Below are 13,809 nucleotides of genomic sequence, written 5' to 3'. Positions count from 1 at the left end.
CCCCTCGTCCAGATCAGACCGCCACGTACGTCACCGGATCGCTCCCCGTCACCGCCTCCGCGTGCCCCAGCTTCACCAGCCGCCGCAGATGCGCCTCGGCCTCCGAGACCGCGATGTTCCGTGATCCGTAGGGGATCTGGTCCCAGGGCCGGTTCCACTCCATGCGCACGGCGAGCTGCCAGGGGGTGAGGGGCTCGGCGAGGAGGGAGCGCAGGTCGGTGAGGCGTTCCTCGTGGTGGGCCAGCAACTCCCGCACCCGGGCGCCCGCGTCGGTGAAGACGTACTGGTGGGCGGGGAGGACCTCGGCGGGGGCGAGCCGGCCGACGCGTTCCAGGGAGTCGAGGTAGTCGCCGAGGGGGTCGGTCACGGTGGCGTCGTCGGGGTCCTCGTACAGGCCGATGTGCGGGGTGATCTCGGGGAGCAGATGATCGCCGGAGAACAGCCGTCCGTGGCCCGGCAGCCGGGCCGGGTGCTCCTCCTCCAGGTGCAGGCAGACATGGCCCGGCGTGTGTCCCGGGGTCCAGATCGCGCGGAGTCTGCGGCCGCGGAGGTCGAGGAGTTCGCCGGGGACGATCTCGCGGTCGGGCAACGCGGGGGAGAAGCCCGGGAGTTCACGGCGGCGCGCGGTGCGCAGGGGTGCCACGTGCTCCTCGGGGGCGCCGGCGGCCTCCAGCTTGGCCGTCATGTAGGTGAACCAGCGCTCGGCCCGGGTCTCCCGCGTGCGCCGCACGATCGCGGAGTCCGCCGCGTGCATCGCGATCCAGGCACCGGAGGCCTCCCGCACCTTGCCGGAGAGGCCGTGGTGGTCGGGGTGGTGGTGGGTGATGACCACGCCGTGGATCTCGCCGACGTCGGTCCCGCACGCGGTCAGCCCCTCGGCGAGGGTGCCCCAGGAGTCCGGGTCGTCCCAGCCGGTGTCGACCAGCACCGGCCCCCGGTCGGTGTCGACGACGTACACGAGCGTGTGGCCGAGGGGGTTGTCGGGGATGGGCACCTGGATGGACCGGACGCCACCGCCGTGGTCGTGCACCTGCGCCATGAGTTCCCCAATCACCGCGTTCCCAGCACTATAACTAGAACGGGTTTCGACGGTAGCCCGAGGTCACCAACAGCCGTGGTGCGCGGCCCGTGGACTCCTCGGAGGGGAACTGGTATCAGTTCCGTATCTGATGGTTCGTCAGCAAGCCGCCCTGGGAGGCGTTCGCCATGGCCGAGCTCGTGGAACACGGACAGCTGTTCATCGGCGGGGAGTTGACCGACCCCCTGGGTGAGGACGTCATCGAGGTGATCTCCCCGCACACCCAGGAGGTCATCGGACGAGTGCCGCACGCCTCGCGCGCGGACGTGGACGCGGCGGTCGCCGCCGCCCGCACCGCCTTCGACGAGGGGCCCTGGCCGCGGATGTCCCTCGACGAGCGCATCGAGGTCGTCACCCGCATCAAGGACGCCATCGCGATACGGCACGAGGAGATCGCCCGCGTGATCTCCTCCGAGAACGGCTCGCCGTACTCCTGGAGCGTCCTCGCGCAGGCCCTCGGCGCGATGATGGTCTGGGACTCCGCGATCACGGTCGCCCGGAACTTCACCTACGAGGAGCAGCGCGACGGAGTCCTCGGCCGCATCCTCGTGCGCCGCGAGCCGGTAGGGGTCGTGGCGGCCGTAGTCCCTTGGAACGTCCCGCAGTTCGTCGCCGCCGCCAAGCTCGCGCCCGCGCTGCTCACCGGCTGCACGGTGGTGCTCAAGCCGTCGCCCGAGTCGCCGCTGGACGCCTACATCCTGGCCGAGATCACCAAGGAGGCCGGGCTGCCCGAGGGTGTCCTGTCCATCCTCCCGGCCGACCGCGAGGTCAGTGAGTACCTGGTCGGGCACCCGGGGATCGACAAGGTCTCCTTCACCGGGTCGGTGGGCGCGGGCAAGCGCGTGATGGAGGTCGCCGCCCGCAACCTCACGCGCGTGACGCTGGAGTTGGGCGGCAAGTCGGCGGCCGTGGTCCTGCCGGACGCGGACGTCGAGGCGGCCGTCGCCGGGATCGTCCCGTCCGCCTGGATGAACAACGGACAGGCCTGCGTGGCCCAGACCCGCATCCTGCTGCCCCGCTCCCGCTACGACGAGTTCGCCGAGGCCCTTGCCGCGGCGGCGAGTTCACTGGTCGTCGGCGACCCGCTCGACCCCGCCACCCAGGTCGGCCCCCTGGTCGCCGAACGCCAGCAGCGCCGCAACCTCGACTACATCAGGATCGGCCAGGAGGAGGGCGCCAAGATCCTCACCGGCGGCGGGCGCCCGGCCGGCCTGGACCGCGGCTGGTACGTCGAACCGACGCTCTTCGGGGACGTCGACAACTCGATGCGGATCGCGCGCGAGGAGATCTTCGGCCCGGTGATCTGCCTGCTTCCCTATGGCGACGAGTCCGAGGCCGTGAAGATCGCCAACGACTCGGACTACGGCCTCTCCGGCAGCGTGTGGACGGCCGACGTCGAGCGCGGGATCGAGGTGGCCCGCCAGGTCCGTACCGGCACCTACTCCGTCAACACCTTCAGCCTCGACATGCTCGGCCCGTTCGGCGGCTACAAGAACTCCGGCCTGGGAAGGGAGTTCGGTCCGGAGGGATACGGCGAGTACCTGGAGCACAAGATGATCCATCTTCCGGCCGGCTGGGAGGCGTGAGCGGCGATGGGAGACCGCTGGCTCGTCGAGGTCGACCGCTCCCTGTGCATCGGCTCCGCGCAGTGCGTGCACGCCGCCCCCGAGGGCTTCCGCCTGGACACCGCCCGTCAGTCCCACCCTGCCGACCCGGAGACCGACGCCAACGAGAAGGTCCTGGCGGCGGCGGAGAACTGCCCGGTGGAGGCCATCATGATCAGGCTGCTGGGGAGCGGGGAGTCGGTGTTCCCGCCGGAGGAGTAGGGCCCGGGAAAAACACGGTTTGAGAGGTTTCATTCCCGGACGTGCGTTCTATTCTGGACGTAGGCCTACGAGACGAGTGAGGGAGTCCAACCGGAGTAGCCGACTCGGGCGAGATGCGAAGGTTTCCGCCGGGGCCGACGTCGACGGTCGGGCTGAGAGGCCGGAGAGCAGCGGGAAGACTCGACGGCGACCTCCAGGACCTGATCCGGACCATGCCGGCGAAGGGAACCCGTCTCGTAGGTCATTCCTTGTGGCCGTCGGTTGGAGGCGGGGAGGGGTGGTTGGGCCCGGGTTCGAGCGGGTCCGGGGGCCCGGGCGGGGCTGGGCTGGGTTCGGCGAGGGCCGGGGTCCGGGCGGGCCTGGGGTTCGGGCGGGGCGGGTTCGGTCAGGACCGTGCCGGGTTCGGTGGGAGCCCGGTGCCGGTGGGACTGGTTCGTGCGGGGCCGGGTTCGGTGGGACCCCGGTTCAAGCGGGCCCGGTTTTCCCGGCACCGCGGTTCGGGCGGGCCCGGTTTTCCCGGCGCCGCGGTTCGGGCGGGCTCGGTTTCCTCGGGACTGTGGTTCGGAGGGGCCGGTTTTTGTGCGGGGCCGGGTTCGGTGGGACCCCGGTTCCGGCGGGCTTGGTTCTTTCGGGACCCTGGTTCCGGCAGGACCGGTTTCCTCGGGACCGCGGTTCGGGCGGGTTCGGCGGGACCCTGGTTCCGGCAGGACCGATTTCCTCGGGACCGCGGTTCGGGCGGGCTCGGCGGGACCCCGGTTCGGGCGGGGCCTGTTTTCTCAGGGCCGCGGTTCGGTGAGGTCGATCAGGCGGCACACCGTCTCGATGTCGATCTTCACCTGGGCGATGGAGGCGCGGCCCGAGAGCCAGGTGATCAGCGCCGAGTGCCAGGTGTGCTCGATGACGCGGACCGCGGAGAGCTGCTCGGGCGTCGGGTCCGCGAGGCCCATGGCGTCCAGGATGATCAACGTGGTCTGGTGGGAGACCTGGTCGACCTCCGGGCTCACGCTGCGGTCCGCGAAGGTCAGCGCGCGGACCATCGCGTCGGCCAGGTGCGGTTCACGCTGGAGGGCGCGGAAGGCCCGCATCAGGGTCTCCGCGACCCGCTCGGCGGCCGTCTCGCCCTGCGGCGGCTTCTTGCGGAGCGTGCCGTGCATGTGTTCCAGCTGGTCCTGCATGGTGGCGACCAGCAGGTGGATCTTGGAGGGGAAGTAACGGTAGAGGGTGCCGAGCGCCACCTGTGAGGACTCCGCGACCTCCCGCATCTGCACCGCGTCGAACCCGCCCCGGCTCGCCAACTGCGCGCTCGCGTGCAGGATGCGGCGGCGCCGGGCCTCCTGCCGCTCGGTCAGCGCCGGCGCGTCGGGTCGTGCGGTACTGGCTTCCACTCCGGCCGACTTGGCCACCTTGTCCACCTTGGGTTCCGTGACGGTCCGTGAGGGCTCGCGATCACACAGCATGGCAGGGTGCCGGGCCGTGGCGCGGTCGCGGCGTTCGTGGCGTGAATCACCTGATCCACCGCTCACAGGACCCCTACCTGCCGGTAGATTCAGAGCCTCCTGAACGATCAAGTCTGAAACTTGTTCTAGATTACCGTCTCGTCGTAATCTCGCGGGACAGTGCAGGCAGAAGGGGGCCCAGAGTGACCGCTGAGGCCAGTCAGGCCGGGCCCTCGAAGGACCCGGCCGCCGACGGCGAGCGACCGCTCCGTATCGCGCTCCTCACCTACAAAGGGAACCCGTTCTGCGGCGGGCAGGGCGTCTATGTACGGCACCTCTCGCGTGAACTGGCCCGCCTCGGCCACCGCGTCGAGGTCATCGGCTCCCAGCCCTACCCGGTCCTCGACCCGGGCTACGACGGCCTGAGCCTGACCGAGCTGCCGAGCCTGGACCTCTACCGCTCCCCGGACCCCTTCCGCACCCCGCGGCGCGACGAGTTCCGGGACTGGATCGACGCCCTCGAAGTCGCCACGATGTGGACCGGCGGCTTCCCTGAGCCGCTGACCTTCTCCCTGCGGGCCCGACGCCATCTCCGGGCCCGCAGCGGTGAGTTCGACGTGATCCACGACAACCAGACCCTCGGCTACGGCCTGTTGGGCGACGTGGGCGCGCCGCTGGTGACCACCATCCACCACCCCATCACCGTGGACCGGCAGTTGGAGCTGGACGCGGCCGAGAGCTGGCAGCAGCGGCTGTCCAAGCGCCGCTGGTACTCCTTCACGCGCATGCAGAAGCGGGTGGCCCGCCGGCTGCCGTCCGTGCTCACCGTCTCCGGCACCTCGCGGCAGGAGATCGTCGACCACCTCGGCGTCCGCGACGACCGCATCCACGTCGTCCACATCGGCGCCGACACCGACCAGTTCTCGCCGGATCCGTCGGTCCCCGTGGTCCCGGGCCGGATCGTCACCACCTCCAGCGCGGACGTCCCCCTCAAGGGCCTGGTCTTCCTCGTCGAGGCACTGGCGAAGGTGCGCACGGAACACCCCGGGGCCCACGTGGTCGTCGTGGGCAAGCGGCCCACGGAGGGCCCGGTCGCCGCCGCGATCGAGCGCTACGGCCTCGAAGGTGCCGTCGAGTTCGTCAAGGGCATCTCGGACGCCGAACTGGTGGACCTGGTCCGCTCGGCGGAGGTCGCCTGCGTGCCGTCGCTCTACGAGGGCTTCTCCCTGCCGGCCGCCGAGGCCATGGCGACCGGCACCCCGCTGGTCGCCACCACGGGCGGCGCGATCCCCGAGGTCGCCGGCCGCGACGGCGAGACCTGCCTCGCGGTACCGCCGGGCGACTCCGGCGCCCTGGCGGTGGCGCTGAGCCGACTGCTGGGCGACCCGGACCTGCGGGCACGGCTCGGGGCGGCGGGACGCGAGCGCGTCCTCGCCCGCTTCACCTGGGCACGCGCCGCCGAGGGAACGGTCACCAGATACCGAGAGGCGATGGCCGACGCCCCGACAGGCACAGGTGCCGACACCGCCCCGGCGCCCCCGGCGCCCTCGAACGGCGCCATGTCCGCCGTCGCCTCCTCGAAGACCGCTGCCCCCGCAGCCCCCACCACTGACACCGGTCTCTATCCCGAAAGCAGGGCCACGTGCTGACCGTCGACTTCTCCAGGTTCCCGCTCGCGCCGGGTGACCGCGTCCTGGACCTCGGGTGCGGGGCCGGCCGGCACGCCTTCGAGTGCTACCGGCGCGGCGCGCAGGTCGTGGCCCTGGACCAGAACGCCGACGAGATCCGCGAGGTCGCCAAGTGGTTCGCGGCGATGAAGGAGGCCGGGGAGGCCCCCGAGGGTGCCACCGCGACGGCGATGGAGGGCGACGCGCTGGCCCTCCCCTTCCCCGACGAGTCCTTCGACGTCGTGATCATCTCCGAGGTGATGGAGCACATCCCCGACGACAAGGGCGTACTCGCCGAGATGGTCCGGGTGTTGAAGCCCGGCGGCCGGATCGCCGTCACCGTCCCGCGCTACGGCCCCGAGAAGGTCTGCTGGGCCCTGTCCGACGCTTACCACGAGGTCGAGGGCGGCCACATCCGCATCTACAAGGCGGACGAACTGCTCGCGAAGATACGCGAGGCCGGCCTGAAGCCCTACGGCACCCACCACGCGCACGCCCTGCACTCCCCGTACTGGTGGCTGAAGTGCGCCTTCGGCGTCGACAACGACAAGGCGCTGCCGGTGCAGGCGTACCACAAGCTGCTGGTCTGGGACATCATGAAGAAACCGCTGGCCACCCGGGTCGCCGAGCAGGCGCTGAACCCGCTGATCGGCAAGAGCTTCGTGGCCTACGCGACCAAGCCGCACCTCCCCCGGGTGGACGCCAAGTGACGACCCCCCGGACAGAACACCTCGTCCTGCCCGGGGTCCTCACCGCCGAGCAGGCCGCCGCGACCGTCGCAGGCATCCTGGCCGTGCAGCGGGAGGACGGGGCGATCCCGTGGTTCCGCGGGCACCACCTCGACCCGTGGGACCACACCGAGGCCGCGATGGCCCTGGACGCGGCGGGCGAGCACGAGGCGGCCGAGCGCGCCTACGAGTGGCTCGCACGGCACCAGAACGAGGACGGTTCCTGGTACGCCGCGTACCAGGACGGGCACTTCGCGGACGTCACCGACCGCGGGCGCGAGACCAACTTCGTCGCCTACGTAGCCGTAGGAGTCTGGCACCACTACCTTTCCACCGGCGACGACACGTTCCTCGACCGGATGTGGCCGACGGTGTACGCGGCGATGGAGTTCGTCCTGGAACTCCAGCAGCCCGGCGGGCAGATCGGGTGGAAGCGGGAGGACGACGGCAGGCCCGTCACCGACGGGCTGCTCACCGGCTCCTCCTCCATCCACCACGCGCTGCGGTGCGCGCTCGCGATCGCCGAACAGCGCGAAGAGCCGCAGCCCGACTGGGAGTTGGCGGTCGGCGCGGTGCGGCACGCGATCCGCCGGCACCCCGAACGCTTCCTCGACAAGGACCGCTACTCCATGGACTGGTACTACCCGGTCCTGGGCGGGGCGTTGACCGGTGCGGAGGCCAAGTCCCGTATCGAGGACGGCTGGGAGCGGTTCGTCGTACCCGGTCTCGGCGTCCGCTGTGTCGTCCCCAACCCGTGGGTCACGGGCGGGGAGTCGGCCGAACTCGCGCTGGCCCTGTGGGTCATGGGCGAGTCCGACCGGGCCCTGGAGATCCTCCAGTCGATCCAGCATCTGCGGGACGCGGACAGCGGCCTGTACTGGACCGGGTACGTGTTCGAGGACGGGGCGGTGTGGCCACAGGAGCTGACCACCTGGACCGCCGGGTCACTGCTGCTCGCCGTCGCCGCGCTGGGCGGCCACGAGGCCACCTGCGCGGTGTTCGCCGGAGATCGTCTGCCACTGGGGCTGGATCCGGACCGCTGCGCCTGAGGCCGCGCGGTCCGGTCTCGCCCTGCAGGGGCGCGGGGAACTGCGCGACCAGCCACGACGGCGCCGCAGACGATGACGGCACCCCAGCGGCACCCCCAAGCGGAGCGCTCAGTGGCGGTGGGCCCGGTTGGCGATGGCGTGGCCCACGAACAGGTAGACCACCGCTGCCAGGCCGTAGCCCGCGACGACCCGGGCCCAGGCCTCGTCGAAGGTGAAGAGGTCGTAGGACCAGCCGGCGAGCCAGCGAGCGGCATCGTGGATGAACTGCACGAAGTCGTTCGCACGGTTGGCGTCCAGCAGGTACATCAGGATCCACAGGCCCAGGATGAGGGCCATGATGTCGGCGACGACCGCTATGACCGTCCCGGCTGAATTGGCACCACGGCGCGTATGAGTGGACATGGTGTTCGAATGGCCGCGATTTCTCCGGCGAAACCTGGCGTCACGCGTTGAGCTCCGCCAGCACCCGCAGCGACTGCCGGTCCGGGGCCAGTGCCAGCAGGTCCGTCACCGGACCCTTGCGCCACGACTCCAGCCGCTCCGCGATGCGTTCGCGCGGGCCGACCAGGGAGATCTCGTCGGCGAACGCGTCCGGCACGGCGAGCACGGCCTCCTCGCGACGGCCTTCGAGGAACAGCCGCTGGATCCTGCGGGCTTCGTCCTCGTATCCCATACGGGCCATCAGGTCGGCGTGGAAGTTGCGGGCCGCGTGGCCCATCCCGCCGATGTAGAAGCCGAGCATCGTCTTGACCGGCAGCAGCCCCTCGGCCACGTCGTCGCAGACCCGCACCTGGGCCATGGGGGCGACGAGGAAGCCCTCCGGGGCCTCGGCGAGCGCGTCCCCGTAGACCTCGGGCCGGTTCGGCGACCAGTACAGCGGCAGCCAGCCGTCGGCGATCCGGGTGGTCTGGGCGACGTTCTTCGGACCCTCGGCGCCCAGCAGGATCGGCAGATCGGCGCGCAGGGGATGGGTGATCGGCTTCAGCGCCTTGCCGAGCCCGGTGCCGTCCGGGCCCTGGTAGGGATGCGAGTGGAAGCGGCCGTTCACCTCGACCGGCGCCTCACGTCTCAGCACCTGCCGTACGACGTCGACGTACTCCCGGGTCGCGGTCAGCGGCGACTTGGGGAACGGACGGCCGTACCAGCCCTCGACGACCTGCGGCCCGGACAGTCCGAGCCCGAGCATGACCCGCCCGCCGGAGAGATGGTCCAGGGTGAGGGCGTGCATGGCGGTCGTGGTCGGCGACCGGGCCGCCATCTGCGCAACCGCCGTACCCAGCCCGATCGTTGACGTCCGCGCCGCGATCCAGGTGAGCGGGGTGAAAGCGTCCGAACCCCACGACTCGGCCGTCCACACCGAGTGATAGCCGAGCCGCTCCGCCTCCTGGGCCAGCGGCACATGGTCGGGGGAGGGGCCACGGCCCCAGTAGCCGAGCGCAAGGCCGAGTCGCACGACGCCTCCTGACGGACTGTCAGTTCTCCGGTGGCCGCTCGCGAATGTACGGCAACGGCCCCCCGCCCGGAAGGGCGAGGGGCCGTCCTACGACCTGGAAGGGCTCAGCCGCGCTGGATGCCGCTGGTGTCCTGGAGCACGCCACGGCGGCCGTCCTGCGTCTGGGCGACCAGAGCCGGACCGCGCTGCTCGACCGCCAGGTACCAGGTACCCGGCGCGAGTTCGGCGATCGGCGTCGGCGAACCGTCCTCCGCGAACAGCGGACGCGGCACCGGCACCGCGAACCAGAACGGCGAGAACTCCGCGGCCGGCGGCTGCGGGGCCTGCGCCTGGGGCTGCGGCTGGGCGCCGAAGGGCTGCCCCGGCTGCGGCTGACCGCCGTACGGCTGCTGTCCCTGCTGCTGGGGCTGGGCGCCCGGGTAGCCGTAACCACCGGGCGGCTGGGCGCCGTAGGGCTGCGGCTGGGGCGGCTTGGGGGCCGGGACGAGGCCGGCCTGGAGGGCGGGGACGAGCGGGGTGGCGACGGCGGCCGCGGCCATGACCAGGGTGGCGACGAGAGCGAGGATCAGGCCGACCCCGGCGCTGACGGTGTCCGAACTGGAGCCGTAGTCCGCGGCGCTCAGCGGGTCGAAGACGTTCCCGAGCGCGCTCCAGGCGGCGAAGACCGTGAACGCGGTGCCGACCTGGCCGAGGTCGAGGCCCGCCACCTTGGGGAGTTGGGACAGGTTGCGTGACACGACGACGAGGGCGGCGCCGATGATGCCCGCGAGAACAACCCCCATCACGACCGGACCGCTCGCCCATGCACTGGGCAGGTCCGCGTCGTCGGAGACTCCGTCGACCGAGTACAGATCAAGGAACGACGCGATGAACAGCAACACCGCTGCACCGATCACCACGCCGTCGCCTCGAGTGAGGGAGCGGATATTCACTTCAAGTCCTTCGTAGGTCGTCTCGTCGTCGGTAGACCCTATCGTCCGGCCGGGCGGAGCGTACGACGGGATCCGTGCCCAGATCGTCACCCGTGCAGGAAACTCACGATTCCCTCAGAGATTCCCTGCGCGGCCTTCTGGCGCCAGGCCGCGCTCGTGAGCAGGGCCGCGTCCCTGCTGTCGCGCATGTTGGCGCATTCGATGAACACCTTGGGAACCTTTGACAGGTTGAGGCCGCCCAGGTCCGTGCGGGTGTCGAGGCCGGTGCCGTGGCCGACATAGTTGGAGGGGGCGGTGTGCGTCGCGCGTCCGAAGTCGTGCGCGATGCGCTTGCCGAGTTCGGCGGACGGGGCGACGATCCGGCGGGTGTCGGCGATGCCCTTGTGGACGCGGCCGGGAAGGATCACGTGGTAGCCGCGCTGCCCGGCGCCCGCGCCGTCCGCGTGGATCGACACCACGGCGTCGGCCTTCGCCAGGTTGCCGATCCTGGCCCGCTCGTCCACACAGGGGCCGTAGGGCCGGTCGCCGTCCTGCGTCAGCTTCACCCTCGCGCCCCGCCGCTCCAGCAGGGTGCGCAGCCGGTGGGCGACGTCGAGGGTGAACTTGGCCTCCGCGTAACCGGAGTTGGTCGACGTCCCCGTCGTGTCGCACTCCTTGCGGTTCGTACCGATGTCCACCTTGCGGTTGATCTCGGCCGTGTGCCGGAAGTTGGTGAGGTTGTGCCCGGGGTCGATGACGACGACCTTGCCCCGGAGCGAGCCGAGCGGCTTCTTGTCCTCGGCGGTGGTGGAGGAGACGGTCGGCGGAGCGCTCGCCCGCGGACTCGCGGCGGCCGCCGTCCCGTTGCCGTCGGCCGCTCCGCTCACACCTCCGTAGACCAGCCACCCGATCAGGGCGCCCGGCACGAGCACGGCGAGGGCGACGGCCAGCGGGCGGCGCCGGGGGCGGCGGGGCTGGGGGGAACCGAATTCAGGGCCTGCGTACGACACGTCTGCGACTCTAACCTTGCTCCCGGGTCCCCGCCCGCGTCCGGCGCAGCACCCGCAGCGAGTCGGTCGCGGAAACCTCCGTGAAGGCGCCGGAGTCGAGGGCCCGGAGGTAGATCCGGTAGGGCGCCTGACCGGTGAACTCGTCCTCGGGCTCGGGGAACACGTCATGGATGACGAGCAGCCCGCCCTCGGCCAGGTGCGGGGCCCAGCCCTCGTAGTCGGCGTTCGCGTGCTCGTCGGTGTGGCCGCCGTCGATGAAGACCAGGCCGAGAGGGGACCCCCAGATCTTGGCGATCTGGGGAGAGCGTCCGACCAGGGCGACCACGTGCTCCTCCAGGCCGGCCCGGTGGAAGGTCCTGCGGAAGGTGGGCAGCGTGTCCATCAGCCCGAGCTCGGGATCGACGGTCTCCGGGTCGTGGTACTCCCACCCGGGCTGCTGCTCCTCGCTGCCCCGGTGGTGATCGACGGTCAGCGCGGTGACGCCGGCCTCGCGGGCGGCGTCGGCCAGCAGGATCGCGGACCGGCCGCAGTACGTACCGACCTCCAGGAGCGGCAGCCCGAGCCGCCCGGCGTCCAGAGCGGCCTCGTAGAGCGCCAGCCCCTCACCCAGGGGCATGAACCCCTTCGCGCCCTCGAAAGCGGCGAGAACCTCGGGCTTGGGAGCCACGGCCATGGCGATTCCTTCCAGTCGTCCGGTACGGGCAGCCTAAGGGGGAGGGGGTGTCGCAGTGGTGGGCGGCTCGGTGATCGGTTGCGGAGTGCGGGGCGGTCGGCCGTGTGCGGGGGATACGGCCCCCGCGCACCCCCGACGCACCGCACCCCCGTCCTCGGTCCGGGACGGGGGTGCGGTGTGGGTCGGGGCGGTCAGGCCGTGACCGTCTCGCCCGGCAGGGCCAGGTCGAGGTCGATCGCGCGGTCGTCGCCCGCGTGGGTGGCCGAGGAGGCCAGGGGGCCGTGGCCGGTGGCGCGGGCGGCGAGGACGTAGGCGCCCTGGGCGGGGACGGTGAGGACGTATGTGCCGTCGTCACCGGACAGGGTTGCCCCCGCCTGCCGCCCCCGCCGATCGATCAACGTGACCTTGGCCCGGGGGACCGGCGTGCCCGCGGAGTCGAGGACCCGGCCACGGAAGCCCCTCAGCATCTCGTCGGCCTGCTCGATTCCGGCGTCCTCCTCGCTGCTCGCACGCAGCTGCGGCGCACGGTTCGGCTTCGGCAGGAACAGCGCCATCAGCAGTCCGACGGCCACCGCACCGGTCGCGATGAGGAAGGACACCCGGAACCCGTGCATGGTCGGAACGGCGACGCCCCCGACGTCGTTCGCCGTGTTCGCCAGCACCATCCCGATCACGGCGCTCGACACGGACGTACCGATGGAGCGCATCAGCGTGTTGAGGCCGTTCGCCGCACCCGTCTCCGACGCGGGCACCGCGCCGACGATCAGCGCGGGAAGAGAGGAGTACGCGAGACCGATGCCCGCGCCCAGCACCACCGCGATGACCAGGCTCTGCCAGGCCGCGCTCATGAGGCCCAGGCCGGCGCCGTAGCCGATCGCGATGATCACCATGCCGAGGATGAGGGTGACCTTGGGGCCGTACTTCGCCGACAGCCGGGCGTACACGGGCGCGGTCAACATCATCGTCAGGCCCAGCGGAGCGACCAGGAGTCCCGCGACGACCATCGACTGGCCGAGGCCGTAGCCGGTCGCCTTCGGGAGCTGGAGGAGCTGGGGAAGGACGAGCGAGACGACGTAGAAGGAGACACCGACCATGATCGACGCCAGGTTGGTGAAGAGGACCGCAGGGCGGGCCGTGGTGCGCAGGTCGACCAGGGGGGCCTTGACCCGCAGCTCCATGAAGCCCCACAGGAGGAGGACGACCGCGGCGGCGGCGAAGAGGCCGAGCGTGGTGCCCGAGGTCCAGCCCCAGTCGCTGCCCTTGGTGATCGGGAGGAGGAAGAGTACGAGACCCGTGGAGAGGCCGATCGCGCCCAGGACGTCGAAGGTGCCCTCCGCGCGCGCGGGGGACTCCGGTACGACGAGGAGGGTCAGGGCGATCGAGAGGGCGCCGAGGCCCGCGGCGACGTAGAAGAGGGCGTGCCAGTCGGCGTGCTGGGCGATCAGGGCGGCGAGGGGGAGGGCGAGTCCGCCGCCGACGCCGATCGAGGAGCTCATCAGGGCCATGGCCGAGCCGAGCTTCTCGCGGGGCAGCATGTCGCGCATCAGGCCGATGCCGAGGGGGATCGCGCCTATGGCGAAGCCCTGGAGCGTGCGGCCAGCGATCATCGTGAGCAGATCGCTGGTGAGGGCGCTGACCAGGGAGCCCACGACCATCACGGCGAGGCTGACGATGAGCATGCGGCGCTTGCCGTACAGGTCGCCGAGGCGGCCCATGATCGGGGTGGCGATGGCGCCCGAGAGCAGGGTGGACGTCAGGACCCAGGTGGCGTTGCTGGGCTCTGTGTTCAGCAGCTGCGGCAGGTCCTTGATGACCGGGACGAGCAGGGTCTGCATCACCGCGACCACGATGCCCGCGAAGGCGAGCACCGGGACGACAGCGCCGGACGCTCTCCGGGTGGGCTGGTCTGTCGGCGTGTGCGTCATGTGAGGGAGGCCTCCGGGCCTGGAAGATCGGCTTACGTGCAGCTTGAACTACG

General features: G+C 71.2%; 13 protein-coding genes. 5 read left to right on the top strand and 8 right to left on the bottom strand.

What is annotated here, in order from left to right:
* Positions 1-13: 13 nt before the first annotated feature.
* On the bottom strand, positions 14-1,039 hold the full coding sequence (locus tag H293_RS0101125) for an MBL fold metallo-hydrolase (protein WP_020116043.1): 1,026 nt from the start codon (positions 1,037-1,039) through the stop codon (positions 14-16).
* A 167-nt stretch (positions 1,040-1,206) separates the two neighbouring features.
* Here H293_RS0101125 and H293_RS0101120 point away from each other — a divergent pair, with 167 nt between their 5' ends.
* Together H293_RS0101120 and H293_RS0101115 are read left to right on the top strand one after the other, a co-directional pair.
* On the top strand, positions 1,207-2,664 hold the full coding sequence (locus H293_RS0101120; RefSeq protein WP_020116042.1) for an aldehyde dehydrogenase: 1,458 nt from the start codon (positions 1,207-1,209) through the stop codon (positions 2,662-2,664).
* Positions 2,665-2,670: 6 nt separating this feature from the next.
* Positions 2,671-2,904 carry a ferredoxin gene (locus H293_RS0101115; RefSeq protein WP_020116041.1) on the top strand — a complete coding sequence of 78 codons (234 nt, stop codon included), beginning with the start codon at positions 2,671-2,673 and terminating at the stop codon, positions 2,902-2,904.
* A gap of 776 nt (positions 2,905-3,680) precedes the next feature.
* On the opposite strand, the gene H293_RS0101110 is transcribed toward H293_RS0101115, so the two are convergent.
* Positions 3,681-4,361, bottom strand: a complete 681-nt coding sequence (locus H293_RS0101110) for a TetR family transcriptional regulator (protein ID WP_020116040.1) — start codon at positions 4,359-4,361, stop codon at positions 3,681-3,683.
* A gap of 182 nt (positions 4,362-4,543) precedes the next feature.
* On the opposite strand from H293_RS0101110, the gene H293_RS0101105 reads away from it, so the two are divergent.
* The 3 genes from H293_RS0101105 to H293_RS0101095 are packed head-to-tail and all read left to right on the top strand — an operon-like array spanning position 4,544 to position 7,784.
* Positions 4,544-5,989, top strand: a complete 1,446-nt coding sequence (locus tag H293_RS0101105; RefSeq protein WP_020116039.1) for a glycosyltransferase family 4 protein — start codon at positions 4,544-4,546, stop codon at positions 5,987-5,989.
* Positions 5,983-6,717 carry a class I SAM-dependent methyltransferase gene (locus H293_RS0101100; RefSeq protein WP_020116038.1) on the top strand — a complete coding sequence of 245 codons (735 nt, stop codon included), beginning with the start codon at positions 5,983-5,985 and terminating at the stop codon, positions 6,715-6,717. Before H293_RS0101105 ends, H293_RS0101100 begins: the two co-directional genes overlap by 7 nt.
* The gene (locus H293_RS0101095) at positions 6,714-7,784 is read left to right on the top strand and encodes a prenyltransferase/squalene oxidase repeat-containing protein (RefSeq protein WP_020116037.1); all 1,071 of its coding nucleotides are present in this window, start codon (positions 6,714-6,716) and stop codon (positions 7,782-7,784) included. Before H293_RS0101100 ends, H293_RS0101095 begins: the two co-directional genes overlap by 4 nt.
* Before the next feature lie 108 nt (positions 7,785-7,892).
* Here the strand turns inward: H293_RS0101095 and H293_RS0101090 are convergent, their stop codons facing one another.
* From H293_RS0101090 to H293_RS0101065, 6 genes are all read right to left on the bottom strand, one after another.
* Positions 7,893-8,186 carry a hypothetical protein gene (locus H293_RS0101090; protein ID WP_028807437.1) on the bottom strand — a complete coding sequence of 98 codons (294 nt, stop codon included), beginning with the start codon at positions 8,184-8,186 and terminating at the stop codon, positions 7,893-7,895.
* Between the two features lie 40 nt (positions 8,187-8,226).
* Entirely contained in the window at positions 8,227-9,237 is a 1,011-nt protein-coding gene (locus H293_RS0101085) for an LLM class F420-dependent oxidoreductase (RefSeq protein WP_020116035.1), read from the bottom strand.
* Positions 9,238-9,341: 104 nt separating this feature from the next.
* Positions 9,342-10,169: a DUF5336 domain-containing protein gene (locus H293_RS0101080; RefSeq protein ID WP_028807436.1), complete on the bottom strand. Its 828-nt coding sequence runs from the start codon at positions 10,167-10,169 to the stop codon at positions 9,342-9,344.
* Positions 10,170-10,255: 86 nt separating this feature from the next.
* Entirely contained in the window at positions 10,256-11,158 is a 903-nt protein-coding gene (locus tag H293_RS0101075) for an N-acetylmuramoyl-L-alanine amidase (protein ID WP_020116033.1), read from the bottom strand.
* Positions 11,159-11,168: 10 nt separating this feature from the next.
* Positions 11,169-11,831, bottom strand: coding sequence for a class I SAM-dependent methyltransferase (locus H293_RS0101070; protein WP_020116032.1), 663 nt, complete (start codon positions 11,829-11,831; stop codon positions 11,169-11,171).
* A 191-nt stretch (positions 11,832-12,022) separates the two neighbouring features.
* Positions 12,023-13,756, bottom strand: coding sequence for an MFS transporter (locus H293_RS0101065; RefSeq protein ID WP_020116031.1), 1,734 nt, complete (start codon positions 13,754-13,756; stop codon positions 12,023-12,025).
* Positions 13,757-13,809: the final 53 nt, after the last annotated feature.

Source organism: Streptomyces canus 299MFChir4.1 (assembly GCF_000383615.1).
GTDB lineage: Bacteria > Actinomycetota > Actinomycetes > Streptomycetales > Streptomycetaceae > Streptomyces > Streptomyces canus_C.
This window is presented reverse-complemented; position numbering and strand designations above follow the sequence as displayed.

Excerpts from the sequence above, each read along its gene's own strand:
- H293_RS0101125 (WP_020116043.1), bottom strand. The coding sequence starts at position 1,039 with ATGGCGCAGGTGCACGACCACGGCGGTGGCGTCCGGTCCATCCAGGTG.
- H293_RS0101120 (WP_020116042.1), top strand. The coding sequence starts at position 1,207 with ATGGCCGAGCTCGTGGAACACGGACAGCTGTTCATCGGCGGGGAGTTG.
- H293_RS0101115 (WP_020116041.1), top strand. The coding sequence starts at position 2,671 with ATGGGAGACCGCTGGCTCGTCGAGGTCGACCGCTCCCTGTGCATCGGC.
- H293_RS0101110 (WP_020116040.1), bottom strand. The coding sequence starts at position 4,361 with ATGCTGTGTGATCGCGAGCCCTCACGGACCGTCACGGAACCCAAGGTG.
- H293_RS0101090 (WP_028807437.1), bottom strand. The coding sequence starts at position 8,186 with ATGTCCACTCATACGCGCCGTGGTGCCAATTCAGCCGGGACGGTCATA.
- H293_RS0101070 (WP_020116032.1), bottom strand. The coding sequence starts at position 11,831 with ATGGCCGTGGCTCCCAAGCCCGAGGTTCTCGCCGCTTTCGAGGGCGCG.
- H293_RS0101065 (WP_020116031.1), bottom strand. The coding sequence starts at position 13,756 with ATGACGCACACGCCGACAGACCAGCCCACCCGGAGAGCGTCCGGCGCT.